The organism is Roseibium sp. 10G30-5 (assembly GCF_055809635.1).
Genome location: NZ_CM147918.1, coordinates 1,188,087 through 1,214,711, shown reverse-complemented (window position 1 = coordinate 1,214,711; position 26,625 = coordinate 1,188,087). Strand labels below are relative to the sequence as shown.

26 protein-coding genes and 6 pseudogenes are annotated in these 26,625 nt (G+C 56.0%); 7 read left to right on the top strand and 25 right to left on the bottom strand.

Features of this window, described 5'->3' with window-relative positions:
• Positions 1 to 69: 69 nt before the first annotated feature.
• From AC0L7U_RS06215 to lgt, 7 genes and pseudogenes are all read right to left on the bottom strand, one after another.
• Entirely contained in the window at positions 70 to 693 is a 624-nt protein-coding gene (locus AC0L7U_RS06215; protein ID WP_473694632.1) for a 50S ribosomal protein L25/general stress protein Ctc, read from the bottom strand.
• A gap of 292 nt (positions 694 to 985) precedes the next feature.
• Complete coding sequence (locus AC0L7U_RS06210) at positions 986 to 1,918, bottom strand: ribose-phosphate pyrophosphokinase (RefSeq protein WP_473694630.1); 933 nt, start codon at positions 1,916 to 1,918, stop codon at positions 986 to 988.
• 237 nt (positions 1,919 to 2,155) lie between these two features.
• Positions 2,156 to 2,527: a hypothetical protein gene (locus AC0L7U_RS06205; protein ID WP_473694628.1), complete on the bottom strand. Its 372-nt coding sequence runs from the start codon at positions 2,525 to 2,527 to the stop codon at positions 2,156 to 2,158.
• Between the two features lie 277 nt (positions 2,528 to 2,804).
• Positions 2,805 to 3,963: pseudogene (locus tag AC0L7U_RS06200) on the bottom strand (M24 family metallopeptidase).
• A complete protein-coding gene (gene pgeF / locus AC0L7U_RS06195; protein WP_473694627.1) occupies positions 3,960 to 4,736 on the bottom strand; it encodes a peptidoglycan editing factor PgeF in 777 nt (258 codons plus the stop codon). The pseudogene AC0L7U_RS06200 and the gene pgeF overlap by 4 nt, the downstream one beginning before the upstream one ends.
• A gap of 29 nt (positions 4,737 to 4,765) precedes the next feature.
• Positions 4,766 to 5,878: a class I SAM-dependent methyltransferase gene (locus AC0L7U_RS06190; protein ID WP_473695687.1), complete on the bottom strand. Its 1,113-nt coding sequence runs from the start codon at positions 5,876 to 5,878 to the stop codon at positions 4,766 to 4,768.
• A gap of 5 nt (positions 5,879 to 5,883) precedes the next feature.
• Positions 5,884 to 6,714 carry a prolipoprotein diacylglyceryl transferase gene (lgt, locus tag AC0L7U_RS06185; RefSeq protein ID WP_473694625.1) on the bottom strand — a complete coding sequence of 277 codons (831 nt, stop codon included), beginning with the start codon at positions 6,712 to 6,714 and terminating at the stop codon, positions 5,884 to 5,886.
• A 191-nt stretch (positions 6,715 to 6,905) separates the two neighbouring features.
• Here lgt and AC0L7U_RS06180 point away from each other — a divergent pair, with 191 nt between their 5' ends.
• From AC0L7U_RS06180 to AC0L7U_RS06160, 5 genes and pseudogenes are all read left to right on the top strand, one after another.
• Positions 6,906 to 7,172 (top strand): accessory factor UbiK family protein, encoded by a 267-nt coding sequence (locus AC0L7U_RS06180; RefSeq protein WP_473694624.1) that lies wholly within the window; start codon positions 6,906 to 6,908, stop codon positions 7,170 to 7,172.
• 277 nt (positions 7,173 to 7,449) lie between these two features.
• Positions 7,450 to 7,952 (top strand): annotated as a pseudogene (locus AC0L7U_RS06175) (type III secretion system chaperone family protein).
• Positions 7,949 to 8,770, top strand: a complete 822-nt coding sequence (gene proC, locus AC0L7U_RS06170) for a pyrroline-5-carboxylate reductase (protein ID WP_473694622.1) — start codon at positions 7,949 to 7,951, stop codon at positions 8,768 to 8,770. Before AC0L7U_RS06175 ends, proC begins: the two are co-directional and overlap by 4 nt.
• Positions 8,771 to 8,922: 152 nt before the next feature.
• Entirely contained in the window at positions 8,923 to 9,648 is a 726-nt protein-coding gene (locus AC0L7U_RS06165; RefSeq protein ID WP_473694621.1) for a TetR/AcrR family transcriptional regulator, read from the top strand.
• Between the two features lie 166 nt (positions 9,649 to 9,814).
• Positions 9,815 to 10,126 (top strand): tRNA-binding protein, encoded by a 312-nt coding sequence (locus tag AC0L7U_RS06160; RefSeq protein WP_473694619.1) that lies wholly within the window; start codon positions 9,815 to 9,817, stop codon positions 10,124 to 10,126.
• Between the two features lie 15 nt (positions 10,127 to 10,141).
• On the opposite strand, the gene AC0L7U_RS06155 is transcribed toward AC0L7U_RS06160, so the two are convergent.
• The 14 genes and pseudogenes from AC0L7U_RS06155 to AC0L7U_RS06090 all read right to left on the bottom strand — a co-directional run bounded on the left by AC0L7U_RS06155 (position 10,142) and on the right by AC0L7U_RS06090 (position 22,245).
• Positions 10,142 to 11,536, bottom strand: a complete 1,395-nt coding sequence (locus tag AC0L7U_RS06155; protein WP_473694617.1) for an ATP-binding protein — start codon at positions 11,534 to 11,536, stop codon at positions 10,142 to 10,144.
• A gap of 51 nt (positions 11,537 to 11,587) precedes the next feature.
• Positions 11,588 to 12,278 (bottom strand): annotated as a pseudogene (locus tag AC0L7U_RS06150) (response regulator).
• Between the two features lie 11 nt (positions 12,279 to 12,289).
• Positions 12,290 to 12,673, bottom strand: a complete 384-nt coding sequence (locus AC0L7U_RS06145; RefSeq protein ID WP_473694616.1) for a MarR family winged helix-turn-helix transcriptional regulator — start codon at positions 12,671 to 12,673, stop codon at positions 12,290 to 12,292.
• A gap of 345 nt (positions 12,674 to 13,018) precedes the next feature.
• Positions 13,019 to 14,263: a multidrug effflux MFS transporter gene (locus AC0L7U_RS06140; protein ID WP_473694615.1), complete on the bottom strand. Its 1,245-nt coding sequence runs from the start codon at positions 14,261 to 14,263 to the stop codon at positions 13,019 to 13,021.
• Between the two features lie 71 nt (positions 14,264 to 14,334).
• Positions 14,335 to 14,853, bottom strand: coding sequence for a molybdenum cofactor biosynthesis protein MoaE (locus AC0L7U_RS06135; protein WP_473694613.1), 519 nt, complete (start codon positions 14,851 to 14,853; stop codon positions 14,335 to 14,337).
• Between the two features lie 2 nt (positions 14,854 to 14,855).
• The gene (gene moaD / locus AC0L7U_RS06130; protein ID WP_473694612.1) at positions 14,856 to 15,107 is read right to left on the bottom strand and encodes a molybdopterin converting factor subunit 1; all 252 of its coding nucleotides are present in this window, start codon (positions 15,105 to 15,107) and stop codon (positions 14,856 to 14,858) included.
• 40 nt (positions 15,108 to 15,147) lie between these two features.
• Positions 15,148 to 15,719: pseudogene (pgsA, locus tag AC0L7U_RS06125) on the bottom strand (CDP-diacylglycerol--glycerol-3-phosphate 3-phosphatidyltransferase).
• Between the two features lie 188 nt (positions 15,720 to 15,907).
• Positions 15,908 to 16,192: an HlyU family transcriptional regulator gene (locus tag AC0L7U_RS06120; RefSeq protein WP_473694610.1), complete on the bottom strand. Its 285-nt coding sequence runs from the start codon at positions 16,190 to 16,192 to the stop codon at positions 15,908 to 15,910.
• 123 nt (positions 16,193 to 16,315) lie between these two features.
• Positions 16,316 to 16,897, bottom strand: coding sequence for a thymidine kinase (locus AC0L7U_RS06115; protein ID WP_473694608.1), 582 nt, complete (start codon positions 16,895 to 16,897; stop codon positions 16,316 to 16,318).
• Positions 16,898 to 17,088: 191 nt separating this feature from the next.
• The gene (locus tag AC0L7U_RS06110) at positions 17,089 to 18,216 is read right to left on the bottom strand and encodes an endonuclease/exonuclease/phosphatase family protein (protein ID WP_473694606.1); all 1,128 of its coding nucleotides are present in this window, start codon (positions 18,214 to 18,216) and stop codon (positions 17,089 to 17,091) included.
• 108 nt (positions 18,217 to 18,324) lie between these two features.
• A pseudogene (gene uvrC, locus AC0L7U_RS06105) lies at positions 18,325 to 20,312 on the bottom strand (excinuclease ABC subunit UvrC).
• Positions 20,313 to 20,395: 83 nt separating this feature from the next.
• Entirely contained in the window at positions 20,396 to 21,175 is a 780-nt protein-coding gene (locus AC0L7U_RS06100; protein WP_473694604.1) for an SDR family oxidoreductase, read from the bottom strand.
• 48 nt (positions 21,176 to 21,223) lie between these two features.
• A complete protein-coding gene (locus AC0L7U_RS06095; RefSeq protein WP_473694602.1) occupies positions 21,224 to 21,529 on the bottom strand; it encodes a sodium:calcium antiporter in 306 nt (101 codons plus the stop codon).
• A gap of 23 nt (positions 21,530 to 21,552) precedes the next feature.
• On the bottom strand, positions 21,553 to 22,245 hold the full coding sequence (locus AC0L7U_RS06090; RefSeq protein WP_473694600.1) for a sodium:calcium antiporter: 693 nt from the start codon (positions 22,243 to 22,245) through the stop codon (positions 21,553 to 21,555).
• A gap of 332 nt (positions 22,246 to 22,577) precedes the next feature.
• Between AC0L7U_RS06090 and AC0L7U_RS06085 the strand changes: the two genes are divergently transcribed.
• Both AC0L7U_RS06085 and AC0L7U_RS06080 read left to right on the top strand, forming a co-directional pair.
• The gene (locus AC0L7U_RS06085; RefSeq protein WP_473694598.1) at positions 22,578 to 22,946 is read left to right on the top strand and encodes a hypothetical protein; all 369 of its coding nucleotides are present in this window, start codon (positions 22,578 to 22,580) and stop codon (positions 22,944 to 22,946) included.
• Positions 22,900 to 23,247, top strand: coding sequence for an outer membrane protein (locus AC0L7U_RS06080; RefSeq protein WP_473694596.1), 348 nt, complete (start codon positions 22,900 to 22,902; stop codon positions 23,245 to 23,247). The genes AC0L7U_RS06085 and AC0L7U_RS06080 overlap by 47 nt, the downstream gene beginning before the upstream one ends.
• A 189-nt stretch (positions 23,248 to 23,436) precedes the next feature.
• On the opposite strand, the gene AC0L7U_RS06075 is transcribed toward AC0L7U_RS06080, so the two are convergent.
• The 4 genes and pseudogenes from AC0L7U_RS06075 to AC0L7U_RS06060 form a co-directional block, all read right to left on the bottom strand.
• Positions 23,437 to 23,961, bottom strand: a complete 525-nt coding sequence (locus AC0L7U_RS06075; RefSeq protein WP_473694594.1) for a glutathione S-transferase family protein — start codon at positions 23,959 to 23,961, stop codon at positions 23,437 to 23,439.
• A gap of 235 nt (positions 23,962 to 24,196) precedes the next feature.
• Positions 24,197 to 25,045 (bottom strand): annotated as a pseudogene (locus tag AC0L7U_RS06070) (23S rRNA (adenine(2030)-N(6))-methyltransferase RlmJ).
• Between the two features lie 11 nt (positions 25,046 to 25,056).
• A complete protein-coding gene (locus AC0L7U_RS06065) occupies positions 25,057 to 25,560 on the bottom strand; it encodes a GNAT family N-acetyltransferase (RefSeq protein ID WP_473694592.1) in 504 nt (167 codons plus the stop codon).
• A gap of 281 nt (positions 25,561 to 25,841) precedes the next feature.
• Complete coding sequence (locus tag AC0L7U_RS06060; RefSeq protein ID WP_473694591.1) at positions 25,842 to 26,594, bottom strand: cold-shock protein; 753 nt, start codon at positions 26,592 to 26,594, stop codon at positions 25,842 to 25,844.
• Between the last annotated feature and the right edge of the window lie 31 nt (positions 26,595 to 26,625).

Genomic DNA, 26,625 nt, shown 5'->3' with positions numbered 1-26,625 from the left:
GGTTTGTGGACCCGCAGGGAGACGATGACGTCACCGTCTCCCGCAAATCGGGTCGGGAATCAGCCTGACTTAGGCTTCTCCTTCACCTTCTGCTTCTTCTACTTCGTCATCGCCGGAGCTCTTCAGACCAGCTGGAGCTGCGATGGTGGCGATGGTGAAGTCGCGGTCGGTGATTGTCGGCTCGCAACCATTCGGCAGATCGATTGCCGAAATGTGCAGGCTGTCACCAAGATTGGCCTTGGACAGATCCAGATCAAGCGATTCCGGAATAGCGTTGGCCGGAACGTTCATCTCAACGGTATGACGTACAATGTTCAGCACGCCGCCCTTCTTGATGCCCGGGCAGGTTTCTTCGTTGAAGAAGTGAACCGGAACTTCAACCGTCAACGTTGCATTTGCGGAAACACGCAGAAAATCAACGTGCATCAGTTCATCGCGAACCGGGTGCAGATGATAGTCCTTGGCGATAACGCTATGCGTTGTGCCATCAACTTCAACGTTGCCAATGTGTGTCAGAAATCCGCCCTTATGGAGCAGAAGTGACGTTTCCTTGATCGGGATAGTGATCGGCATAGCGGGTTTTTTATCACCGTAGATAACGGCGGGGATAAGACCTTCACGACGTAGTGCCCGTGCGGCCCCCTTGCCCACCCGGTCCCGAGCCAATGCCTTAAGCTCATAGCGGTCAGCCATGGCAAACTCCTTCGGATGTATCAAAAACGGGTCGGCGGATGGATGAGCGGAAATGCTCAGATGTCCGGAATCGACCCCACGCGCCTCCTCCAGGGGTGCAGGCGCGCGGTGGTCTATAACGGATGTCCGGCCATTCGGCAAGGTTCAAAAGCCGGTCGGACCGGTAAAACACGCGGGCCGCTGCGCTTTTTACAAAGTCGGTTCTGTTTGGGCGCAAAGGTTGGTGAGTGATAGAGAAAGGCCGGATCGAGTATCTCGAACCGGCCTTTGAACATCAGGTCGGGCGCCGTGATCAATTGAACAGGCTGGAGACCGATTTTTCGAGCGCTGTGCGGTTGATTGCTTCGCCGATGAGTGGGGCTATCGAGATAGCGCGGATGTTTGGCGCTGCGGTGATCGCGGCTGTCGGCTCGATCGAGTTGGTGATAACCAGCTCTTTCAGCTTTGAAGATGTGACACGGGCAACAGCACCGCCTGAAAGAACACCGTGGGTGATGTAGGCAGTTACCGACTTTGCACCCTTGGCCAGCATGGCCTCGGCGGCATTGCACAAGGTGCCGCCGCTGTCGACGATGTCATCTACCAGAATGCAATCGTAGCCGGCTACTTCGCCGATGATGTTCATCACTTCCGATTCGCCCGGCTTTTCGCGACGCTTGTCGACGATGGACAGGGGCGCTTCGATGCGCTTGGCAAGCGCTCGGGCTCGTACCACGCCACCAACGTCCGGCGATACGACCATGACATTCTCGGTCGCATAGCGTTCCTTGATGTCGCGGGTCATTACCGGTGCGGCGAAGAGGTTGTCCGTCGGGATGTCGAAGAAGCCCTGAATCTGACCGGCATGAAGATCCATGGTCAGGATACGGTCGACGCCCGCCTCGGTGATGAGGTTGGCAACCAGCTTTGCCGAGATCGGTGTTCTGCCCGAGGCGCGGCGATCCTGACGGGCGTAGCCGAAATAGGGAAGGACGGCGGTAATGCGGCGCGCGGAGGAGCGTCGCAAGGCATCAATAATGATCAGCAGTTCCATCAGGTGGTCGTTCGCCGGATAACTTGTCGGCTGCACGACAAAGACATCCTCACCGCGAACGTTTTCCTGAATTTCTACAAAGATTTCCTGGTCGGCAAAGCGCCGAACCTGACATTTGGCCAATGGCACGTCCAAATAGTCGGAAATCTCTTGTGCGAGGGCGCGATTGGAGTTGCCCGCGACGATTTTCATGGGCCGCAAGTCCTTCTGGTGCGACGTCGGTTTCACCCTAACGCTGGAGGTGCGTTAGTATCGGCGTCCGAAAGGGTCCCTGTTTATTCTGTCCGTGCGCATCCAGGCGCCGGTACTCCCGTGTGGGTCGCCGCGTTTTAGCAACCGATGCCGTGTTCGACAACCAAGGCATTGATAAGAATCAGTGCCTTTTTCGTTTTTCCTTAATCCTGTCTCGACGCTCAGGGCTGAAAAGCCCTAGCGGCCATTGATCCAGGCTGAGATTTCGACAACGGCGCGGGTCGCAATCCGGTTCAAAGCGGTCTCTTCAACAGCGTTCCAAGGATCGCCATCGGTGCCGTTGGTCTTTTCAATGCCGGAAATGCGCTTCAGGCGGTGGCCGCGCTCTCCGACAATATCAAAGACGTAGAACACGGTCGTCGAGGAATTCTCGCCGGTGGCAGACAGATAGCCGTCGATGTGAAAGGTCGGCTGTACGCCCAGACGACGGACAACATGCAGGCCTTCATCGCGGGATTTTGCAAGAATTTTGCTGGACAGAGAGTCCGCGATATTGCCGGGAACGCCGTCAAATGGCGAAAAGGCAATGGTCACCTGACCGTTGTCCATGGCTTTTGTCTTCTGTTCCCGTTCCCACGGCCGGGGCGGGCTGCAAGGCAGGCTTGGGGATGCCAACCATGGCAGGCGGCGGTGGCTGTCCCTGACATGCGGCCAGACCGGCCGCATGGGGCAAACGGCAGCACGCGCTTTACGAGCATGGACAGGACGAAGGGCTTTGCAGGCTTTTGCATCGGCTCATCAATGGTTGGCGCTTCAAATGTCGGTACGGCAAACAAGTTTGAAGCTCCGTTGGAACCTTTCACCCCCGCCCGTGTTTCCATAACGTTTAGCCTGACTTTATCGAGAGGTCGAGGGGAAGCTTTGACAGAGGCTCCGGATCCCCGTCTTTTGTCAGATATGTCCGGCCCAATGTCATCGCGGCACCGTCTTGCGAGATCCATCAAGACCATATGCTGAAAGATGACCATTCCGGCCTGAATTTCTGTCTTGTTGTCCTTGTAGGCCATCGGCGCGTCCATCCAGCTTGGAGCAAATCGAGCTCCCAGAGAATATCCGCAGGTGTTGAGACGATGAGGCATCATGTCATGTGCGTCGACGGCTGAGGCATGTGCGTCGAAGAGATCGCCAAAGGTCTTGCCGGGGCGTAGTACCTGTTCAACTGCGTCCAGACCATCTGCGGCTGCCCGGTAAAGCTGCTGATGGCGGGGCGAGGGCGTGCCGACGATCACCGTACGCATCAGGGCTGCATGGTAATGTCGATAGACGCCAGCCCACTCCAGGGTGAGTTGATCGTTGGTCTGCAAAACGCGTCGACCGGATTTGTAGCGACACAAGAGCGCGTCACGTCCCGAACCGATGACGAATTCATTGCCGGAATAATCTCCGCCGCCGTCCAGAATGCTGGACTGGAGTGCTGAGAGGATGATGCCTTCATTGACGCCGGGCCGAACATGCTCCAGTGCGGAGAGATAAGCCTCGTCGGCCAGTTGGGCTGCGGCACGTACATAAACGATTTCGGCGGGGGACTTGATTGCGCGTAAATCCGATACCAGTCCCGAGGCATCTTGCAGATCGCCAAACCGTTCAAGATGTTCGTTGATGTCGAGAGCAATCCGACCGGTCATGCCGTGGGTGTTGTATTCCACGCCGATCCGGCATCCCAGCAAGTCCATATCGAACAAGAGATCTTTCAACTGCCCGACCGGCGATGCGCCGCCCTGATCCATCCAGATGCGAATGTCGGTGATGTTGGAGGTGTGCTCGGCCTGGCGCTTGTCGGCAGAGCGCGTCAGCAGGATCGTTTTTCCATCAGCAGTTACGACAAGGCATTGAAAGAAGCAGAAGCCAAAGGTGTCATAGCCCGTCAGCCAATACATGCTTTCTTGTGCAAAGAGCAGCATGGCATCCAGCTTTTCGGCCTTCATCCGGGCCGTGACACGGCTTATGCGATCGGCAAATTCCGCTTCCTCGAAATGCAATGTCACGCCTCATCTCCTCTCAGGGAAATTGCGGTCAGCAGGCGACCATAGTCGTCTTCGCCTCTGTGTGTGGTGCGACGGTAGGAGTAAAAGCGGGTTTCGTCCAGATAGGTGCACAGATCAAGGTTGCGAGCTTGTCCGACTCCGGCCGCGTTCAGGCGGTGCAAGATGAAGGCGGGCAGATCGAAAAGGAAATGGTCGGCGGCCTGCGATGGCATGAAAAAACGTGCGTGATTGGCATCTTCGCTGACAAACCGCTGCTGAAATTCCGGGCCGACCTCATAGGAGGCTTGCGAGATCGTTGGGCCTAAAACAGCGACGATGGACTGACGCCTTGCGCCGAGGGCCTCCATTGAGGCAAGTGTGTTTTCCAGAATGCCGCCGAGCGCCCCCTTCCACCCGGCGTGAGCCGCGCCGATGATGCCAGCGTCTGCATCTGCGAACAGGACTGGTCCACAATCTGCCGTAACGACGCCGATTGCGATGCCTGCTGGTGTGGCGGTGACAAGGGCGTCGGCGTTTTGCTGGGCTTCGTTCTTGTCTGTCGTCGTGATGGTGAGGACGGTCTGCGAATGCACTTGGTGCGGTGTCATCAGAGCGTCGGCCGTAAGCCCCAGCCGCTGCATGGCGTGGGACCGATTCTCCTCGACATCGCTACGGGCATCGCGTGAGCCGAGACCGGCGTTCAGACCTGCATAAATGCCCTGCGAGATGCCTCCCTCGCGGGTGAAGAAGCCATGCGACAGGCCGGGGTGGTTCAATTCATCGGCGGTAATCATCTGGCATACTCCACTGTTGAGGCCGGGCGTCACGTGTCGGGCGTTGCGTCTGTGTGTGTTGTTTCGAAGGGGGCGAGGGGACGTGGCTTGTCGCTGATGGTCAGGACCTTGAACAGATCCCCCATCTGATTGGGGGCTGCGAGCCGCTCGACCGCGTTGCGCAGGCTTTCCTGAAACGCATGCCCTTTGCCAGAACCCAATGTTCCTGCGCGCTCCAGAAGTCCGAGGTTCAGGAGAAAGGTGCCTTGCGTCAACAAAGGATAGGCATATGCGCCAAGACGCGTGGCGGCTTTCGCCAGCGCTTCAAAATTGACATGTGCTGTGAGATCGGCCTTGCCCGGGTCTCGCAAGACCTCGGAATATTTGTGATTGCGGACTGCCTGAAGTGTGTCTCCGGGCGCGGTTGTGGGGTAGCCGTAATCAATGAAAAGTGCCACGCCGCCTTGCGCGATGATGCGGCTGGCGATCTCATGCATCAGTGTATTGGCGGCGGGCTGAAGTTCAAGGATGCTACCGGTGGGTGCTTTGGAGGCTGCGGGCGGTAGGCCGCTGTCCTCAAGCATTGATGTGCCGAGACTAAAGCGGAAGTCGCCATGCTTGTCGAGATCGACCATGCGCTCCTGCCAGCCTGCATCAGTACGCACATACTGGTGGATCGGAAGCGCATCGAAGAACTCGTTGCCGATCATAATCAATGGCCGGTCTGAGCCGACGTCGCTCAAGGAGGCGGCAAACGTCGGGGCAGGGGAGAACGGTTGCAAAGCCTTGGCTTGCTGCCTTTGCAGTTTCGCGCTGGTCTCAATCAATGTCAGGCGGGCCGCCTTCAGAAACGCAGGGCGCAATCTGGCTGTGCGTAGAACATCTGCCATCAGTGTTCCGCGACCTGGACCAAACTCGATAAGGTCAAAAGAAGGGGGCGCTCCCAGCGCATCATGCGCGCCAAGGCAGAAGGCCCCCACCAGTTCGCCGAACATCTGACTGACATCCGGTGCCGTAACAAAGTCGCCTGATTTTCCGAATGGTGACGCACTCATGTAATAGCCGTCTGTCGGATCACTCAGGCAGACGGTCATGTAGTCGGCCACTGTGATCGGGCCATATGCGCGAATTCGCTGCTTCAGTCGCTCGTCCAGGCGATTCATGCTGGTCACGTTGCTGGCTGCTGCGCTGGGTGGCGGCCTCTCAGGACCATGATGAAGATGCCGAGGAAGATCATCGGGATCGACAACAACATTCCCATGGTAAGCCATCCATCGAAATAACCGAGTTGCGCATCCGGCATGCGGAAGAACTCGCAAAAGGTGCGGAACACGCCATAGCCGCAGGTAAAGGCCCCGGCCATGAAACCCGGTTGTTTGAGCTTGTGATAGCGCAGAGACAGCACTGCCAGAATGATGAAGAGCACGACGCCTTGCAGGCTGGCTTCATAAAGCTGGCTTGGATGACGCGGAAAAGGTCCACCTTTTGGAAAGACCATAGCCCACGGCACATCGCTGACCCGGCCCCACAGTTCGCCATTGATGAAGTTGGCAATGCGTCCGAAGAACAGGCCGATCGGTGCAGCACACGCGACAAGATCAATCAGACGCCAGAAGGAGACTTTGTTCTTGCGTGAAAACAGCAGCAGCGCGAGGACTGTGCCCGTTAACCCGCCATGGAAGGACATGCCACCATGCCAGACCTGCGGAATTTGAGCAGGATTGTTTAAGAAGTAGACCGGGTCATAGACCAGAATGTAGCCGATGCGTCCGCCTAGAATAATGCCGAGCGTGGCCCAGACCACAAGATCGTCGAGCTGTTGCGATGTGGGTCTCGGGCGGCTGTCCCAGAGCTTGTCGGTCAAGACGAGGTGACGCATGTAACGCCAGCCGATGAGGATCCCGGCGATATAGGCAAGGGCATACCAGCGCAGGGCAAAAGGCCCCACCTGAAAAATGATTGGGTCGATGCCCGGAAAGGGGATGACAAAGAGCGGCATTCAGCGCGGGTCTCCGATTGGTGGCAACGGGATGCGGTCGGGCATGCAGTCGAAAGGGACGCTGCCCATTCTGGTGAGTGGCGTCAAGTTCTTGCAGCGCTTTATGGTGTTAAGGGGGCGCTGGGCGCTTGAAACTCTGTTAAAATCCTCATACGTGTTAGGCGACGCTCTCGAATTCGCAGGACTGTGACATGACCCAAGGCCCAAATCGTTTGTTCGATGACTTTGCAAAGTTGATGACAGATGCTGCCGGTGCGGCTCAGGGAGCCCGGCGCGAAGTGGAAACCGCTTTGCGGGCGCAGATGGAACGCTTCATCGCGGATCTGGACCTGGTCACGCGCGATGAGCACGAAGCGGTCAAGGCGATTGCTATTCGTGCCCTCGACAAGGTTGAGCAGTTGGAATCGCGCCTCGATCAGCTTGAAGGCAAAGCCGTTGGCAGTGACGACGAAAAGTGAAATCTTGCACTTTTCAGGTGCAGACGCAGCTTTCAGGTTTGAATTAAACCCGCAGTTTTCTGCGGATTTTTTATCTATCCTTAGATCTTCCACAAGTAGATCAATTAAATCGGTAAGGTTGTATCGTTTTCATCGTACTTGCCCGTATACTGTCAAGAACAGGGTTTCCTGAAGTCTGGTTGTTTCTGTAAGGGAAGACAGACTGTGGGGCGTGGCCTTCAGCCGACAAACCTCGTTCTTCCTCACGAGGTCTCCGGCGACAGAGAGGGAGAGGCATATGAGCCTTATAGAGTTCGAATTCGAGCGACCTGATAACCCCCTTGATACCATTGAAACTGTTGCCGCCTTGAACGACTGGCTGTTCGAGCGTTCTGGTGACGATGAAATTACCATCTCTTTGAGTGGAGCCTATGGTGCGACTACCACGTTTCCTTCTCATGGATGATGGAAGTGGAAGCTATTCACTTGGCATGTGCCTTTGATCTGAAAGTTCCTGCACCACGCAAGACAGAGATCGTTCACCTTCTGGCGCTCGCCAATGAGCAGCTCTGGATGGGACATTTCGATATCTGGAGCAAGGAAGGGATCGTGATGTTTCGGCAGTCTCTCAGCCTTGCAGGTGGGGCTGAGGCCAATCCCGCGCAGATCGAAGCCATGCTGAACAACGCTCTTGAGAATTGTGAACGATACTATCAGTCGTTCCAATTTGTTGTCTGGGCCGGCAAGAGCGCTGCTGATGCCATTGATACGGCCCTGTTCGAAACAGCTGGAGAAGCATGATTTTCAATAAGGAACGTCCCTTTCTTCTTGTCGGTGCCGGCAAGATGGGGGGTGCGATGTTGGCTGGATGGATCAAGGACGGTATCGATCCGGCTTCGCTCGTTGTGTGTGACCCCTCGCCTTCGGAAGAGATGACCTCTCTGCTGGCGGAAAAGGGTGTGCGCCACGTGACACAGGTTCCCGGCGACTGTGAGCCTGCTCTGGTTCTGCTGGCAGTGAAGCCGCAGATGATGGCGAAGGTTCTGCCCGGGCTGGTAAAGCACATCAAGCCGGATTGTGTGGTCATGTCGGTGGCCGCCGGTACGCCGATGGCAACCTTTCAAAAGGCTTTTGGCGACATCGCCATTGCCCGAATCATGCCGAACACACCTGCAACCGTTGGCCGCGGCATCACCGCCGTTTGTCCCAATGAGCATGTCACCGCAGAACAGCGCGACACGATCACTTCGTTGATGGAAGCCGTCGGCAAGGTGGTGCTTCTGGATGCCGAAGAGCAGATCGACATGGTCACGGGTGTCAGTGGCTCAGGTCCAGCTTATGTTTTCTGGATGACGGAGTGCATGGCCAAGGCTGGCGAAGCTATGGGGTTGCCGAAAGACATGGCACTTGAACTGGCGAAGGCTACAGTCACCGGTGCCGGAGAGTTAATGCACCAGAGTGGTGATGATCCGTCGACATTGCGTGAAAATGTGACGTCGCCCAATGGCACGACTTATGCCGCCCTTCAGGTGCTGATGGCGCCGGACGCGATGCAGCCGCTGGTCGAAAAGGCCGTGCGGGCCGCCGTCGAGCGCTCTCAGGAGTTGGCCAAGGATTGAGTGTCCGGGTATCATCGCTGTTTTTCGAACCCCGCGATCAGTCCTGATTGCGGGGTTTTTTATTTTTGTCGCTCCGACAGGGCGGCTTGCCGGGCGCTTGTCCGGTCCCCATGTAGAGTCCAGAGAAATCCGCATACTCGGGAGAACAATCCATGGTGTCGCAGAAGAAGCGCAATTCGATTATTGCAGCGTTCATGTCTCAGCTTGAGGAAACCTCTTTTCATCATGTGCGGCTGTCGTCTCTGACGGAAGCTGCTGATGTGACCCTACCTGAGCTGCGGGAGGTTTTCCCTTCGAAGATGGCTATTTTGGCTGGTTTCTATGAAAGCATCGATCAGCAGGTTCTGGCAGAGAAGGACGCGTCCATGGCGGATCAGCCAGCACGTGAGCGGCTCTTTGACGTGCTGATGAGCCGGTTGGATGCGCTGTCACCTTACAAGAAATCGATTGCGGCGTTGATGCAGACAGCGCGTCGTGACCCTGGGTTTGCGCTGGAGTTGAACTGCCTGTCGAAGCGGTCACAGCGCTGGATGCTGGTGGCCTCCGACATTGAGGCTTCCGGTCCGCGAACACAAATTATCCTGCAAGGCCTGGCTGTTTCATTTGCGCGGGTTCTTGGTGTCTGGATCCATGAGACTGATGAGGGGATGCCACGGACTATGGCTCGGCTGGATCGCGAGATCGAGCAAGGTGAGGCCTGGATGAAGCGGCTTGACCGGGCTGAAGGACTTGCGAGCCGTGTTTGCGATCGTCTGGACAGTCTGGGGCGTTTTGCGCGCTCAAAGCGATCTCATAGATCGCCCGGTGGCTCAGGACCCGGCGCAGATGCACCATTTGCTGCAGAAACGCCCGCCGCCACCGAGGGACCTGCGCTGTGACGCTGCTCGTCTCAGGTCGGGTGTTCGCAGTCACTACCCTTTTCAGCTGGCGGAACGGATCGTCCGATCTTCTGTCTTGCCTTGCCGCCAGAGGTTATGCACTCTGACGTATAGTCAGAAATAGCCGAGGTGTCTTGTGACGACGCAAATCGATTTTGGGGATTTTATGAAGGTCGACATTCGTGTTGGCCTTGTCGAGCAGGCGGCTGTCTTCGCCGAGGCACGTAAACCGGCCTACAAGCTGGTGGTTAATTTTGGCCCGGAGATCGGCCTCAAGAAAAGCTCTGCGCAGATCACGAAACATTACTCAGCGGAAGAGCTGGTTGGCCGCCGGGTGATGGCTGTTGTCAATTTTCCGCCGCGCCAGATCGGGCCGATGATGTCGGAAGTTCTGACCTTGGGTGTTCCTGACGAGGATGGTGAAGTGGTTCTGGTGGTTCCCGACAAGGATGTGCCGATTGGCGGGCGTCTGTTCTAGCGCTTAAATCCTCTCTCAGACGGGAATGCGAATTCGGGCGCGCAGACCGCCCATCGGGCTGTCTTCCAGAAAAATGTCTCCACCGTGGCCGCGCGCAATGTCGCGTGCGATCGCCAGACCCAATCCGCTTCCCGGTTGATCCAGATTGCGTGCGGTATCCAGACGCTGAAACGCTCGAAATGCTGTTTCACGCTTGTCTGCGGGAATGCCGGGGCCATCGTCATCCACGACAATCGTCATCCAGCCGTTTGCGATCAGTCCCTCGACACGCACTTTGGTGCCGTGCTTGCTGGCGTTGGTCACCAGGTTCGATAGGCACCGTTTCATCGACAGGCGCCGGGTCTTCACCAGATCTTCGCAATCAAAATAGGCACGAATGTCGATGCCGGAAATTTCAGCCTCTTCTTCAATCTCCTCGAACAACAACACCATGTCGGTTTCCGTGACCTCTTCGTCCACGTCCCCACGGGCAAAGGCCAGATAGTCTTCAAGCATGTGTTTCATCTCGTCGACATCCTTTTGCATCGCCTTGCTTTCCGGGGTCTTGACCAAAAGAGCGAGCTGCAATTGAAAGCGGGTCAGGATGGTGCGCAGATCATGACTGACGCCTGCCAGCATGGTGGTACGCTGTTCGATCTGTCGTTCAATACGTCGTCGCATCTCAATGAAGGCCTGCGAAGCTTGTCTGACTTCGCGCGCGCCCTGGGCTCGGAAGTTCTCTGCCGGGCGACCCTTGCCAAAGGCCTCAGCCGCGCTGGACAGGCGAACAATCGGGCGGATCTGGTTGCGCAGGAAAATGATCGAAACGACAATCAGGAACAGCGACGTCGAGAACATCCAGACGAGGAAGATATGTGAGTTCGATGCATAGGTCTGAGACCGTCTGGCGACAACACGCAGGACATGATCTTTCAGCTTGATGCGCACTTCGACATATCTGGAGCTACCGACTGTGTCGATCCAGAATGGCTTGCCGATCTTCTCCTGGATCGCGGTGCTGAGGCCTTGATCAATGATGTCGAAATAGGGCTTCGGCACAGGCGGGGGTAGAGGCTGCAAGGGCAGCAGCGACACTGACATTTCCATGATCGGACCTGCCAACGTGTTGAGCTTGTCTTGCGATTTATCAAGAGGATAATTTTCAGCCACAAAAGCGAGAGCGGCGATCTCGCGGACAATGGCCTCGGACATCCGCCGCGACACCAGTTCATAATGGCGATCCATGAACACCAGAACGAGCACGGACTGAAGGATCACCATGGGCAGGATGATGATCAGAATGACGCGCGTGTAGAGACCTTTGGGCATGATCCGATACAGCACGCGGGCAATGCGCGCATAGATCAGCAGAAGCGGGCGCAGGACCAGCAGAATTCTGGTGTTCTTGAGGATCTGCTGAAATGTGATCATGCGTTGCGGTCGCCTAAGGGGACAGAAAATGCAAAAGAGAGCAGAGCGGCGTCAATCGCAGGCGAGCCGGTAGCCGATGCCGCGAACGGTTTGCAGGTAAATCGGGTTGCCCGGATCCACTTCGATCTTGCGGCGCAAGCGGTTGATTTGCACGTCGACGGTGCGTTCCCCCAGTCCACTGTCGTCGCCGACAATGCGGTGGCGTGGAACGGTGGCTCCGGGCTGCTCGGCGAAAATAGACAGGATCTGTTTTTCTCGGTCGGTTAGACGCACCGGACTGCCTTCCTTCTTCAATTCGCCCCGACTGGGGGAATAAACGAAGGGGCCAAACTGAATTTCGCGTGGGCCGCTGGTATCCCGAGGCGCACCGCGACGCAAAATAGCGGAAACGCGAAGCAGCATTTCACGCGGTTCAAATGGCTTGATGAGATAATCGTCGGCACCCGCTTCCAGACCGGCAATGCGGTCAGAGGCCTCTGAGCGTGCTGTGAGCATCAGGATAGGAATATCGGAGCGTTCGCGCAGGGAGGTCGCGAGTTCAAGGCCTGTTTCGTACAGGCATCATGATGTCTAGAATCAAAAGGTCGAAACTCAGGCCTTTGAGATAGCGCCGGGCCTCTTGCGCGTTGTCTGCTGCCGTGACCCGATAGCCGTTTTCGATTAGAACGCGCGACAGAAGCTCCCGGATGCGATTGTCGTCATCCACCAGCAGAAGATGGCGGGCGTTATCATCCAGACGCATTGTGCTCACCGTTACATACCCGATCTCGTAGTGGGTCTCCCCGGTTTTAAAACCGGCATCGCCGGGTTGGTTTTGCCAACCAAGCGGGCCACATCATGACGCTTGTCTTCATCGATGATCTGAAAAAGGATCGTCTTCAGAAGCTCGATATTTTCCTCCGACTGCCCTTCGAGTGCACGATTGAAGCGGTCGGACTGCAAGGAGACCATGGCTTTGGCCAATTGGTGCCCCTTGTCAGAGGTATACAGTAGCCGCTGGCGTCGGTCTATCGAACCGGGGCTTTGCTCGATGAAGCCTTCGTCAACCAACTGCTTGAGGACACGTCCGAGGCTTTGCTTGGTGATTTGCAGGATGCCCAGAAGATCCGTGACCATGATGCCGGGGTTGCGATCCACGAAATGCAGGACGCGATGGTGTGCCCGACCAAAGTCATATTGCTCCAGTTCATGGTCCGGGTCGGCCGTAAAATCGCGATACGCAAAAAGAAAAGTTCAATCAGTTCGTATTGCGTTGGCTGCTCGTTCGTGTCGGAACCCTGCACTGCATCACCCTTGGCCTGATCCGGGTTTTCGCCCTTCGTCATAATTCACGATTATGAAAGGGATAGGCGCCGATTTGGAGTCATCGGCGCAATAAATTGACGTTTCCGCGAAGATTTTGAACAAGTTGGTCCTGATGGACCTCTCAATACGCTAAAATTTTCACGGAAACTTTACTGTGATATGGGGCTTTCGAACACCTTAATCATATTGCGGCTGAAACAGACGGCCGCGTTCCGCAACTAGAACACAACATAGCGAGATGAGTCCGTAGCCTGTGTAGGCGGCTGCAAGCGGCATGGTGGTGCCATCGAAATTGTGTCCGGCGAAGGCTCCCAGCAACGCCCCTCCCAAGGTTGAGATCATACCGAGCACTGAGGACCCTGTGCCGGCAATCTTGCCCAGAGGCTCCATCGCCATTGCATTGTAGTTCGCGACAATCAAGCCGGAGGCGGCGGTTAGAACTGTCATGATGACATAGAAAAGCACGAAGGGAATTCGTCCTTGCAGTGACAGGAGGAGCATGACAGCACCTGCGCCAATAAACACGATGGCGGCGCTGTGTGCTATGCGGCGCATGCCGACGGTTTCCACCAGACGAGAGTTCGTGAATGAGGCGATTGACATGCAGGCGCCGATCCCGGCAAAGGCCAGCGGAAACAGTTTTCCAAGACCATAGATTTCAACAAAGATCTGCTGTGCCATGGTAATCATGGAAAACATGCTGGACAGCATGAAGGTCATCGCCAGAATGTAGCCGATGCTCTCGCGTGTTGTCAGCGTGGTTTTGTAAGCCCCCAGAAGAGATCCGATGCGAGGTGCTACGCGGTCTTCTTTCGGCAGTGTTTCCGGCAGGCGTACCAAGCACCAGATGAACATACCGGCGCCGCCTGTCAGCAGCATAGCAAAGATCCAGTGCCAACTTGAAAACAGCATGATGAGCTGACCAATCGACGGGGCGATGATCGGCACAGCCATGAAAACCATCATGACCAACGACATGACGCCACCCATTTTGCGACCGCTGAAACAGTCCCGTACGATGGAAATGGCAATGACACGCGGAGCGGCGCAGCCGATACCTTGTACAAGACGCGCCAGTAACAGTTGGTCAAGGGACGTCGAAATGAGCGAGAAGATGCTGGCGATGACATAAAGGCCAAGGCCGAAAAGCAAGACTTTCTTCCGTCCAAGCGCATCCGAAACCGGACCGTAAATGAGCTGAGTGGCCCCAAATCCGATCAGATAGGCGATGAGAATTTGTTGGCGATCATTTTCATTCGCGATGTGCAGATCCGCTCCGATATTCGGCAACGCAGGGAGCATCACGTCGATGGCCAGCGCATTCAAGGCCATCAGAGCAGCAATGATGATGATGAACTCAACGAAGGGGAGGCCGACAACTCTCGGTCGTGAGTTGGAAGCAGTGGGCGGGACCGCGGACATGAGACATCCTGAAATTGCTTGGCGATGAGGTGAGGCAAACAAGCGAACAAGCACCCGGACGCAAGGCATCGTCAGGTGAATCGTTCAGACCATCTTTTACAGTAATAGTTTCTACTTATTTTCATTTTGCCAGCGGGACAAGGATTTTTCATCCTCCGAACTGGAATTGATCCAGTTTTTTTGCCCGAGCGCAGATGCTCTTTCTTCCAGAAGGGCGCTCTGGATTTGAGAAAGTCCATCATGAATTCTGTCGCATTGAAGGCATCGCCTCGATGCTTGGCGGCACAAAGCACAAGGACGATCTGATCACCTGGAGCAATCTTTCCGACGCGATGAATGACTGTCAGACCCATGAGCGGCCAGCGAGCAAGCGCTTGAGCGCTGATCTCGTGGAGTTGTTTTTCAGCCATGCCGGGATAATGCTCAAGCTCCAGATAATCGAGCGTTCCGCCTTCGTCCCGGCACAGGCCAACAAACGAGGTGATTGCACCAATATCCGGGCTTTGTGCGCCCAGTTTTCGCGTCTCAGCGGCGATGTCAAAGTCTTCGGCCTGCACGCAAACGGTTATGGAGGCAGCATTGGCGGCCATGATTAGCCCCCCGTCATGGGCGGAAAAAAGGCAATTTCAGTGTGGTCAGAAAGTCGCGTGTCATGATCAACGTGCTCTTGATCAATCGCCACCCGAATGGCTTCCTCATCGGCAAACGCGGTATCGTACTGCGGGCCTTGCTGTTTCAGCCAGGTTACTAAATCCGTGACCGTTTCAAGGGTTTGCGGCACCTGACGAGTTTCCTGCTCAATGCCAATGGTTTCGCGGACTACAGGCAAAATAGATGAGCTCAAGAGGACGTGTGGCCGTTTTGGCGGTTGTCTCGACCATGCGTCACTCCTTGATCAGATGGCCGATGCCTGCGCGGAAATAGTCATATCCGGTATAGAGTGTCAGCAGGGCGGCCAACCACAAAGCGATCAGGCCTGCCAGAATGGTTCGAGCAGAAGCGCTTCTCCGGCGGGTCCCGCCAGCAACAACCCGATAGAGACAAGCTGAACGGTTGTCTTCCATTTGGCAAGTTTGGTGACCGGGACGCTGACCTGCAATTCTGCAAGATATTCACGCAGGCCAGAGACAAGGATCTCGCGGCACAGGATGATGATCGCAGCCACCAGCGACCATGCACCAATGGTACCGTCAGCACTCAACATCAGCAGTGAAACGGAAACGAGCAACTTATCGGCGATCGGATCGAGCATCCGTCCAAGGGATGACTGTTGCTGCCACGCCCGTGCCAGATAGCCATCAAAGAAGTCGGTAATTGCTGCAAAGGCAAAGATTGCCAGAGCCGTCCAGCGGGCCGCATTTCCATCAAAATAAAAAGTCCCAGCCATAGCCGGAACCGCAAGGATCCGGATGTAGGTCAGAATATTGGGCAGATTGAAGGCGACGTTTTTTTTCATGCGACTGTCTGCAGTTCGAGCGGTTCTGTCAGATGCTGTCCTGAATTCGTGATCTGGACTTGTGACCACGGAGCAGGAAAACTCTGTCGGGCATTCTGATGGCTATTTGGTGATTGCCAACAGGTTTTGCAGGGGCCGACAGCGAAAAGCATGCAAATAGAGTGGGGCCAGTCTGAAGGACCGGATGCTTAATTAAAAATCGTCTTGCCCTGCTGGTCAATGACCAGCTTGGCCTTGCGTACGGTGTGTTCAATGGCTTCATCGCGGGAGGCCATCGTGTCGGCGCGGATGAGCGTGTGCTCTTTGACAGTGTCGCCCTCCGTGAGGACGATGCGTCCGGCCACTTGCCACTGGCTGTTGATCTGCCGCGGCTCTGCAATGATCTCAAAGTCTTTGTAGCTGACCGAAGGCGCGGCTTCCGGCTCACTTGGGGTTTTCGATCCCATGAAACCCTTGAACAGTTTTCCGAGCATTCTGTCACCTCGTTTAACGCTTGAACCAATCCATGACTGCAGGCATTTACCGCGAGTTTGCTCTCCGCAGCAAGGGAGCAGACACGTTCAGCCGCAATTATTCGGCTTTCACCCGGTGTTTCGTTACACGGACAACTGTCGTTTGGACCAATGAGACCTGCAGAGGGATACATAGGTTTCGTCGCCACCGATCACAATCTGCTCGCCCTCTTCGGCAAAACGGCCGTCTTGATCGAGACGGGCCACCATGGTGGCCTTGCGCCCACACCAACAGATCGTCTTGATCTCCTTGATGTTGTCTGCAATGGCCAGAAGAGCGGCGCTGCCGGGGAACAGTTTTGCCTGAAAATCTGTGCGCAGGCCAAAGCACATGATCGGAATTTTCAGCTCATCTGTAATGCGTGCAAGCTGCCAAACCTGTGTTTCGGTTAGAAACTGAGCCTCATCAACGAGAACAGCGTGTAGTGGCTGCATTTTCAGCCTGGTGGTGATGTGAGCATACAGGTCGAGGTCATTTGTGAAAGTGTCGGCTTCTGCATCCAGTCCGATGCGTGATGCGATGCGACCTTTTCCGGCGCGGTCATCAAATTCGGCGATCAGGAGCAGCGTATTCATGCCGCGCTCCTTGTAGTTGTAATCAGCCTGGAGGAGAACGGTCGATTTTCCCGCGTTCATCGCCGAATAATTGAAATAGAGCTTCGCCATTGCTCTGGTTTTCTTACTTTTGGTGTCTTGCGACGAATCGCTGTCTCAGTTGCCCTCAGATGATCCGCTTTTTCCCGGCATCTCAACCGCGCGACGGCATGGAACATGGGGATTGTGATTTGTTCAATGTCGCATGTCCCTGCGTCATCAGCGCTAACGTCAGTGTCTTGCTTGCGGCTGTGAGGGACCGCTTATTTGGCGGGCAGACTGATATCTGCAACAACAGGCACATGATCTGATCCGACATCGGGGCCGATCCTGAGCTGCGTAAAGTTTATGTCTGGCGAGGCGACGATATTGTCGACGATTGCGCCGAGCAGCCAGTGCAGCTTGTAGTCAACGAAAAACCGCGTTGTCTGCGGGATGCCATCGGCAAAGGCGGTGTAGAGACCCTGTGCTTTCAAGAGCTCCTTGAAGTGGGTTGACCAAGGCGACATGTTCCAGTCACCAACCACGATCGTCGGCAAGGCCGCGGTTTCCCGCGACCGCGCAATGGCGTTGTTGAGCTGGAAGAAATAATTCTGCCGTCCCTGCCAACGGGGTTCATCGCGTGGTGTGTCCGGGTGAATGGCAAAAATCTGCAAGGGCGTGCCGTTGACATCGAGCCTGGCCGTGATGAACTCGCGGGAAGTGTCGATCCACTTGTCTTTCGGACCGCTGATAAATGTTGAGCTGGAGGCGCTGATGGGAAAGCGTGACAGGATGACAACATCGCCGATGCGACCGCTGGCAACCTTGGCAGTATAGGGCAGGACGTTGGACAGGGGCGCGCCACTGAAGGTGGATTGCGCGATACGTGTCTGTTTAGGCCAATTGGCTTCTTCGATCACCACAACATCCGGCTTTTCTGCCTTGATGAAGGCGCTCAGGCGTTTCCGCGTCAGGGCATGTTGGGCGATGTTCATCGTGACCAGACGGATCGATTGACGCCCCTGCGAGAAGGCTTGCTGGAGACCTTCCGGTCGGTTGGTGATCTCAAGCGTGTCCTTGACGAGCGAGCCGATCAGAAAAGCGAAACTGAGAAAGGCGACAATTGCGCTGCGTCGCAGTAGTCCTCTGAAACGAGGGAGCCACAGCAGGGCAGGGACCGCAATGACAAGACCGATCAGACCTGCGCCGAGGAGTTGGCGCAGGAAAAAACTCATATTGTCGAAAACCCAGACCTGCGGGAAAGTAAAGGCTGACAACCCCAGCAATGAGGTGACAACCGTCACCAGAAGACCTGCAAGGGCTATGACAAGCATTGCCATCTGCTTGCCGGTCAAAGGTACGGTGCTCGGCGTTTTGGTCGGGGGAAGCTGGGGGTCAGTTTTACGCATGGTATTGGTCTTGAACTCGCAAAAGGCTGGCGCACCCTAGACTGAGCGTCCCGCAAAAGAAACTTAAACCATGGTTAGATCTGGATTTTCTGGGCCTGTTACAGCGGGTCACTCATGGAAATGGTCGTAAACCAGCTTGGCTGTGGCCTCTGAAATTCCTTGCACCTTGCGCAGGTCATCAACACCGGCTTTGGACACGGCCTTTGCGGAGCCAAAATGGCGCAGCAGGGCGCGCTTGCGGGTCGGGCCAATTCCGGCAATGTCATCCAACGGGTTCTTGGTGATCTCTTTGGCACGGCGGGCACGGTGAGAGCCAATGGCAAAGCGGTGGGCCTCGTCGCGCAGGCGCTGAACAAAGTAGAGCACGGGATCCCGGTCCGGCAGCATGAAGGCGGCGCGACCCGGAATGAAAAACTGCTCGCGTCCGGCGTCGCGGTCCGGGCCCTTGGCAATGCCGATTAGCGGCACGTCGGTAATCCCGAGGTCTTTCAGGGTTTCGCGGGCGACGCTCAGTTGCCCAAGCCCTCCATCGATCAGCAACAGATCAGGCCAAGGCTGGCATGTCGATGGGCGTTCCTGTGTCCGGATCCTGCGGCGGGCTGTCCGGGGTCTCGTCAGATGTCGTGACATCGGGGACCGCCTCGCGCTTGTGTTCTTTCAGTAATCGGGCAAAACGCCGGGTCAGGACCTCGCGCATCATGCCATAATCATCGCCGGGGACGAGATCCTCAGATTTGATGTTGAACTTGCGATACTGGTTCTTGTTGAAGCCTTCCGGCCCAGCAACGATCATGCCGCCAACGGCGTTGGTGCCCATAATGTGCGAGTTATCATAAACCTCGACGCGGCGCGGGGCGAACGGCAGATCAAAGGCTTCGGCCATGCCTTTCAAAAGTCGTGTCTGACTTGATGTTTCCGCCAGACGGCGCCCAAGAGCTTCGCGCGCATTGGTGATGGCATGATCGACAAGGTCTTTCTTCTCACCGCGTTGGGGAACCTGAATGTCGACCTTGCGTTCGCTGCGTTCACTCAGCGCCAGTGACAGCAAGTCCTGCTCTTCCAGCTTGTGTGACAGCAGCACCAAACGAGGAGCCGGCTTGTCGTCGTAGAACTGGGCGAGGAAACTTTCCAGAACCTCGTTCTCTTCCATATGCTTGTCCGCCTTGGGGAAATAGGCCCGGTTGCCCCAGTTCTGGCCGGTGCGGAAAAAGAACACCTGAACGCAGGTTTGACCGCCTTCCTGATGGATCGCAAACACATCGGCTTCTTCGACCGATTGCGGATTGATGCCCTGATGTGACTGGATGTGTGACAGCGCTGACAGTCTGTCGCGATAAATGGCTGCTCGCTCGAAATCGAGGTCTTGCGACGCGGCTTCCATCTGCTTTGCCAGATCGGTTTTGATCATCTGGCTGCGACCAGACAGGAAGGATTTCGCTTCTGCCACAAGTCCCTTGTAGTCTGTTTCGTCTATCTCGCCGGTGCAGGGGCCGGAGCAGCGCTTGATTTGAAACAGCAAGCAGGGACGCGAGCGGTTTTCATAATAGCTGTCGGAGCAGGTGCGGATCAAAAAGGCCTTCTGCATGGCATTGATGGTGCGATCCACTGCACCGGCTGAGGCGAAGGGACCAAAATAATCGCCTTTGCGCTTACGCGCTCCCCGGTGCTTGACGATGGCCGGCGACGCATGATCACCACTCAAGAGAATGTAGGGAAAAGACTTGTCGTCGCGCAGCAACACGTTGAAGCGTGGCCGCAGACGTTTGATCAGATTGGCTTCCAGCAGCAGGGCTTCGGCTTCCGTCCGGGTCAGAACGAATTCCATGGCCGCCGTTGACATGATCATCCGCATGATACGGTTCGATTGACCTTGCAACCGGGTGTAATTGCTGACCCGCTTTTTCAGACTGCGGGCCTTGCCGACATAAAGAACAGTGCCATCTTCATCCAGCATGCGGTAAACAGCCAGGGCCAAGCGGCAGGCGCTTGACCTGATCGGCAATCACATCGACCCCCTTTGCGATAGGGGCAGAGGGACTATCGTCAGCGTTATCCGGAGTGGAGGGGGCAGAGTGTTCTGAGTCTTCGTTCATCATTTGTTTCTATCTTGCAACCGGTCCAATCGCAAACGACATCCTCTGTCAGGAGCGACTGAGTGCTGTCGTGTATGTGGAGAAATTTATTCTCCCACGCCAACAACATCCGGCGTCTGCCAGGCCAGATGCTGGCCGCCGTCCAGAGCAATCATCTGACCGGTTATGATGGGCATGTCCCACAGATAGCGCACAGTGCGGCCAAAATCCTCGGGTCGAGGGCCTATCTGGAGCGGTACTGATTTTTGCTGCCGTTCGAACTCTGCATCCGATTGGCGTGGATTTTTGAAGCTGGGCCCGGGGCCAATTCCATTGACACGGATGCGAGGCGCCAGAGCTTGAGCGAGCATTTGCGTTGCCGACCAGAGAGCGTGTTTCGACATGGAGTAGGACAGCGCGCAAGGCGTTGGCTTCCAGACGCGCTGATCAATCAGGTTGACGATCAGGCTGCTGCTGCCATCATCCAGTTGGCAGGCGGTAAAGGCATCGCTGAGAAAAAGCGGCGCGCGGGCGTGGATGTTGAAATGCGCATCGAAACGGTCGATCTCCAACGCGCCGATGGCATCATCTTCGAAGATCGAGGCGTTGTTGATCAACACGTTGGGCACACCTGCCTGTTCGATCACCTTTGGCATCAGCCCCAGAAGCGCATTGGGATCTGTCAGATCCGCAGTGAAAGGCAAAAAACGGGCGGTTGTTTGTGTGGCCTGTTCTTCGAGATCCTCAATCAGCCGGGTCACTTTTTTCGAATTCTTATTGGCATGAAGCGCCAGTGACCAGCCATGGGCAGCAAGGTCGCGAGCGATTGCTTGCCCGATGCGGCTGGACGCGCCGGTGATCAACGCAAGAAGAGTGGCTGTCGACATGAAATGATCGCCTTTGTGTCACGAACAGGTTGCGCAGTGTGTGACACGTCAGCTAGGGGCGCTCGTCAGATAAACAAGGGCAATGTAGCCGAAATACGCAAGCGTCATCAGAATGCCGAAGCCTTTGCCGAGGCAGATGCGACGTGCGGCCAGAACCATAAGCAGCAAGGCGCAAGCCAGCATGACCCAGACGTCAAAGTTCATGATCGACGCGGGCACATGTACTGGTGTCACTACGGTGGTAATGCCCATGATGGCCAAAAGGTTGAACACGTTGGAGCCGATGACATTGCCGATGGCAACAGAGCCTTGCTGTCGCAGGGCGGCCATGACGCTGGTGGCCAGTTCAGGCAAGGATGTGCCAAGGGCCACGACTGTCAGGGCAATGACGGAATCGCTGACACCCTGCAGGCACGCGCCATGCCTGTGGCGCCCATGATGGTGAAATGTGCGGCAATTGGCAAAGCAATGAGACCGATGATCAGGTAGAGCGCCGCGACCCAGATCCGCTCTGGAACACCGTCAACCTCATCCATTTCGTCGCCTGCCGTCGCGTCTTCCTCATCCTCTGCCGAAACATCGCATGGCGTTGGGACGAAGCACTTGCGTTCCTTGCGATGATTGCGCGTGGTGCGAACTGAATCATAGAGAAACAGCGCCAAAAGGGCGAGCAGGATCAGTCCGGCAATGATGTTCAGTGGTTGCACGACGTAGCACAGGACAATAAAGGCAAGTGTGACGGCGACCATGAAGACCGAGGTGTGTGTCGCACCTTTCTGACCGCAAGGGGTGGCGGCGATCATCGCGGGCACGCCGAGCACCAATAGCACGTTGGCAATGTTGGATCCCACAACGTTGCCAACTGAAATGCCGCCAGCGTTGTCGAGCGCAGCTTGCAGAGAAATGACCAGTTCCGGCGCAGAGGTTCCGAAGGCTACGACCGTCAACCCGATGACAATGCGGGGTATCCCGAGGCGTCCAGCAATGCCAACCGCCCCGCGAACCAGAACGTCGCCCGCCAAAACAAGTGCGACAAGGCCACCGATGAGGCTCAGAATATCGATCAGCATGGAAAAAAGGATCCGCGTTCGAGGAATTTGGGTCTCTTGACCCTACATATAGGAAAGCGCAGAGTGGACTGCGAGTGTTGTCAGTCGCTTATAAGCACATGAGCCAAACACGAAAAGGTTCCCTTGAAAATCTAAAAAAAACCTTTGGTGATGCGGACGTTAACCAGTCTTTCACCATGTCAGAATGACGCCTCAAATCTTCACTAAATCGCCTAATTTACCCTGATGAAAAACCATAAAGACCGCCCATATTGAAAAGTGGGTGAGGTTGGGGACATGCAAGAAACGCTGTCCGCACTTCATATAAACAAGGGTAACCTGGAGTATAAACAATGAAGCGTCTTGCATTTGCAGGTTTGACAGCTGTCGCAGTTACGGGTCTTACGGCACCGGCGTTCGCTGCCGACCTCCCACAGCCGACGCAGACTGCTCCGCAGTACTATGACAACTCCCCGGCTCCGTCGCCGGCATTCAACTGGTCTGGTGCGTATATCGGTGCTGATGCTGGTTGGGGTTGGAGTCAGTTTGACAACGGTGCAGCTGCCGATACCAATGCCAATGGCATTGAGGGTGGTGTCAGCGCTGGCTACAATTACATGATCATGCCGAACATCCTTCTTGGTGCAGAAGCTGACTTTCAGGTCAGCGACCGCGATGATCTCGGGTACCAACGGTCTCGGTACCGTTCAGACGTCTTCTGACTGGAACTCGAGCCTGCGTGGCCGTCTTGGCTATACATGGGATCGCTTCCTGCTCTTTGGTACGGGCGGTGTCGCCATTGCCGACCAGAAGGTCAAGCTGAACGGCGACAGCGACAGCACGACTGCTGTGGGCTGGACTGCAGGTGGTGGTATCGAAAGCGCTATCACGGATCACCTGACCGCCAAGATCGAGTATGTTCACCAGGACTTCGGTTCCGAGGACTTCAACGTCAGCGGCTCAAACGTCAAGTCCGACATGGACAGCGACGCAGTTCGTGTTGGCGTGAACTACAAGTTCTAAGCCAATCGACTTCGAGCTTTGCTTGAGTGAGAAACCCGGCGCAGGAAACTGCCCGGGTTTCATTGCGTCCGGGGCAAGGCAAGGCTGCCGGATTGAGGCGCGGATCGAGATAAAAAAAAGCAGCGGCTCCTTCAATAGGGTCCGCTGCCTGTCAGTGCCTGAGATCACATTATCGCAGAAGCGCCTGTATCAGGTGGGCATCTTGGTGTTGCGGAAGCTCTCGATATTGTCCTCGAAGGTTGCAAGCCAGGACACGAGGTTGGGATAACGGGTGCGCCAAGCACCTTCAAAACGCAGATCAAGGTAGCCGAGGGCACAGGCCAGCGCAATGGTGCCGGCATCAGCATCATGGTGACGTGTCACCGGAGACGGACAGGCGCGTTCAAGAGAGGTGAGGGCACGTTCGATCTTGTCATTCTGATAGGACATCCAGTCTTCCGACTGTTTTTCTTCGGGACGCATGCGCTTCTCATAGACCTGAAGAATGGCGGCATCGGTGATGCCATCCGCCAGTGCCTGCAACCGCAGGACGGGAAACCGGGCTTCCCCAATGGGCAGGATCTTGCCACCACCGGCGCGGTGATCAAGGTATTCGACAATGACACGGCTGTCGTAAAGCGCCGTTCCGTCTTCCAACACAAGTGCCGGGATCTTGCCAAGCGGATTGGTCTGGCGGATCGGGTCGTCCGGGTCATTTGTGTTGCTTGTCTCCACAACAAGTCGGCTTTTCAGCCCGAGAACGTCTGCCGCGATCTTGGCCTTGCGGCCGAAGGGGAGGCTGGTGACGAGTACAAGACAAGCATGAAAAATCCTTGTGAAAAAGCTTTTGTAAGCCTTATAGCTGATCACACTGTGGCAGAACTGGCAAGGCCAAAGGCCTCAAATGAATATACCGCGCTGACATGAATAGCAGGCGGGCGTTCAAAAATTCCCTCACTGCATGAATGACTTACTCGGGAATTAACTGGTCCACGCGCCAGCTTGCGCCATCGCCTTGGCTGAGAGTGGTGCACATCCAGGGCAGCAGGTCCTGCATCTCCGTCGCCAATGTAAAAGGCGGATTGATGATGGTCATGCCGGAGCCGAGCATAGCCGTATCAGGGCCGCTGCGGCCTGCGGTCAATTCAAGTGTCAGGACGTCACGGATGCCAGCTTCGCGCAGCGTATTATGAAAGTGGAACAGCCCGAGAATGTCCTTTAGCGGATACCAGACCGCATAGGTTCCCGTTGACCACTTGCGCTAGGCCTTGCTGATGGCCTGTGCCATCTGTTGAAACTCGTCGGTGACTTCAAAGGCTGGATCGATCAGTGCGAGACCACGTTTTTCTTTCGGCGGCACGAATCCGCCAAGGGCCAGCCAGCCATCGAGATGGATCGTCTTGACATGATAATCGCCGCCGAAGCGTGCTTCGAGCGTTTTGAAGTCCTGCGGATGCAATTCGGTCAGCGTCAGGCGATCCATGTCACGCAACATGCGTCGCGCCAGCAAGGGTGACCCTGGATAGCGTCTCAGATCGCCGTCTGGATTTTCCGCATGCACCACGTCCAGCCAGGGCTTGAGCAGCTCTTCGATGTGCGCTGACCTGGGGGCCGCAAGAACTTTGGCGATGCCGTTTTGCCACTCGCCGGTCTTCTGCATTTCCTCGGAGCTGACATCGTAATAGCCAATCCCTGCATGGGTATCCAGGATGCGAAAGGGCTTGTCCTTGCGCTGAAGGTAGGTGATGAGCCGGGCAAGCACTGTGTGCTTGAGCACATCGCCAAGGTTGCCAGCGTGATAGGCATGTCTGTAATTCATGGTGGAGGTGTTTATCCTGCGCGCGCTAGCGCATCCTTCTTGAGAAAGACGACGGCCTTGTCGCCGTGATCTAATTCGCCGATTTCTTTAAAGCCAAGTCGCTTGTGAAAGCGCAAGCTTCCGGGGTTGGCCGGTCGTGTGTTGACCTCACAGGTCAATGGGCGGTTCTGGCAAGCCTCATGGTCGAAAACGGCTTCATATAGCTTGGCACCAATGCCTTCGCCTCGTGCCCGGGACGATACGCAAATGCGGTCAGTATAAACAAAGCGGTCCAGCGTTTCCATTAGCCAAGCATAATTTCGGCTACTGTAGTCGGCGCCTTCTGCGAAGCAGAGGATAAAGCCTTGCGGCCCACTTTCGTCAGCCGCGACGAGACAGCACAAGCCATTTTCGATCTGATTTTCCAGCTCTTCCAAGGTGAGATTGTTAACGGCCGGAACGGCGGCGTTGTTGATGTCCAGAAGAACAGGGAGGTCTTTTGGCTGAACGGAGCGGAGGGTCAGTGTGTCTGTCATGGTCTCTTCAGTTTTTTGGCAGCAGGCGTTGAAAAGAGACGCATGTCTGTCGAACTGGATAGGTCTGCGGCAAAAAAGCGAGTGCTATATTTTTAAAAGCGGTTTGTCATAAGTCTAGTGCTTCCGTGTACCGCAGCAGGTACGTCAGAAAAAGAGGAAAAGCGCGTTTGGCTCGCCACAACGAAAAACAGCAGACGGCTTGCGCCGTTCTGCTGTTTAAAAGCCAGAACAAGCAGATGGCCCGATGTTCAGGCCATCTGAATTTTTCAAGAGAGCCTGTCTCAGGCCTGATCGTCGGCGGAGCCTTCGGCTCCGGCTTCTTCCAGCACCAGATCAACAGCCTTGGGGCCTTTGCCACGACGGTCCGGTTCGGTTTCGAACGAAATCCGCTGGCCGCTGTCCACGGTGGTCAAGCCGGAACGCTCAACTGCGGAGATGTGAACGAAAACATCCGCATCGCCGTTGTCCGGAGTGATGAACCCGAAGCCCTTGTCGGACTTGAAGAACTTCACTGTGCCAGACTGACGCGGGCCACGTTCCATCGGAGCTGCAGGGCGTTGTGGCCGAAAGCCACCTTCACCGCCATCGCGATTCCCACCGCCGCCGTAGCCGCCGCCTTCACGGTTGCCGCCGCCGTAGCCGCCTGCACCACGATTGCCGTAACCGCCTTCGCGATTTCCGCCGCCGTAGCCTCCGCCGTCACGGTTGCCACCGCCGTAACCGCCACCTTCGCGGTTGCCGCCAGCGCTGCGATTGCCATAGCCGCCTTCACGGTTTCCAGTACCGCCGTAACCACCTTCGCGGCGACCGCCGCCACGGTATCCGCCACTGTCCTGACGGTCTCCGCCGCCGCCAAAGTCACGACGCCCGCCGTAGCCCTGGTCACGATCACTTGGACCGTTGTCTGAAAAATAACCGCGATCACCGCCGCCGAAATCGCCTTCGTAAGGATTGCCGAAGTCTTGCGGACCGCCAAAATCGCGTTTGCCACCGCGCCGTCCACGCGAACGCCGGTCCGAATCGCCATCGTGCATTACATAGTCACCTTAATTGTGTGCCTGTCTC

What these genes read in the sequence shown, in the direction of transcription:
- AC0L7U_RS06090 (WP_473694600.1), bottom strand. Translation starts at nt 22,245, where the DNA reads ATGCTGATCGATATTCTGAGCCTCATCGGTGGCCTTGTCGCACTTGTT.
- AC0L7U_RS06135 (WP_473694613.1), bottom strand. Translation starts at nt 14,853, where the DNA reads ATGGCCGCCAATGCTGCCTCCATAACCGTTTGCGTGCAGGCCGAAGAC.
- AC0L7U_RS06065 (WP_473694592.1), bottom strand. Translation starts at nt 25,560, where the DNA reads ATGACAGACACACTGACCCTCCGCTCCGTTCAGCCAAAAGACCTCCCT.
- AC0L7U_RS06080 (WP_473694596.1), top strand. Translation starts at nt 22,900, where the DNA reads ATGATCTCGGGTACCAACGGTCTCGGTACCGTTCAGACGTCTTCTGAC.
- AC0L7U_RS06155 (WP_473694617.1), bottom strand. Translation starts at nt 11,536, where the DNA reads ATGATCACATTTCAGCAGATCCTCAAGAACACCAGAATTCTGCTGGTC.
- AC0L7U_RS06120 (WP_473694610.1), bottom strand. Translation starts at nt 16,192, where the DNA reads ATGCTCGGAAAACTGTTCAAGGGTTTCATGGGATCGAAAACCCCAAGT.
- AC0L7U_RS06100 (WP_473694604.1), bottom strand. Translation starts at nt 21,175, where the DNA reads ATGTCGACAGCCACTCTTCTTGCGTTGATCACCGGCGCGTCCAGCCGC.
- AC0L7U_RS06140 (WP_473694615.1), bottom strand. Translation starts at nt 14,263, where the DNA reads ATGTCCGCGGTCCCGCCCACTGCTTCCAACTCACGACCGAGAGTTGTC.
- AC0L7U_RS06215 (WP_473694632.1), bottom strand. Translation starts at nt 693, where the DNA reads ATGGCTGACCGCTATGAGCTTAAGGCATTGGCTCGGGACCGGGTGGGC.
- AC0L7U_RS06165 (WP_473694621.1), top strand. Translation starts at nt 8,923, where the DNA reads ATGGTGTCGCAGAAGAAGCGCAATTCGATTATTGCAGCGTTCATGTCT.
- proC (WP_473694622.1), top strand. Translation starts at nt 7,949, where the DNA reads ATGATTTTCAATAAGGAACGTCCCTTTCTTCTTGTCGGTGCCGGCAAG.
- lgt (WP_473694625.1), bottom strand. Translation starts at nt 6,714, where the DNA reads ATGCCGCTCTTTGTCATCCCCTTTCCGGGCATCGACCCAATCATTTTT.
- AC0L7U_RS06210 (WP_473694630.1), bottom strand. Translation starts at nt 1,918, where the DNA reads ATGAAAATCGTCGCGGGCAACTCCAATCGCGCCCTCGCACAAGAGATT.
- AC0L7U_RS06190 (WP_473695687.1), bottom strand. Translation starts at nt 5,878, where the DNA reads ATGAATCGCCTGGACGAGCGACTGAAGCAGCGAATTCGCGCATATGGC.
- AC0L7U_RS06115 (WP_473694608.1), bottom strand. Translation starts at nt 16,897, where the DNA reads ATGGCGAAGCTCTATTTCAATTATTCGGCGATGAACGCGGGAAAATCG.
- AC0L7U_RS06110 (WP_473694606.1), bottom strand. Translation starts at nt 18,216, where the DNA reads ATGCGTAAAACTGACCCCCAGCTTCCCCCGACCAAAACGCCGAGCACC.
- pgeF (WP_473694627.1), bottom strand. Translation starts at nt 4,736, where the DNA reads ATGATTACCGCCGATGAATTGAACCACCCCGGCCTGTCGCATGGCTTC.
- AC0L7U_RS06160 (WP_473694619.1), top strand. Translation starts at nt 9,815, where the DNA reads ATGAAGGTCGACATTCGTGTTGGCCTTGTCGAGCAGGCGGCTGTCTTC.
- AC0L7U_RS06180 (WP_473694624.1), top strand. Translation starts at nt 6,906, where the DNA reads ATGACCCAAGGCCCAAATCGTTTGTTCGATGACTTTGCAAAGTTGATG.
- AC0L7U_RS06060 (WP_473694591.1), bottom strand. Translation starts at nt 26,594, where the DNA reads ATGCACGATGGCGATTCGGACCGGCGTTCGCGTGGACGGCGCGGTGGC.
- AC0L7U_RS06205 (WP_473694628.1), bottom strand. Translation starts at nt 2,527, where the DNA reads ATGGACAACGGTCAGGTGACCATTGCCTTTTCGCCATTTGACGGCGTT.
- AC0L7U_RS06085 (WP_473694598.1), top strand. Translation starts at nt 22,578, where the DNA reads ATGAAGCGTCTTGCATTTGCAGGTTTGACAGCTGTCGCAGTTACGGGT.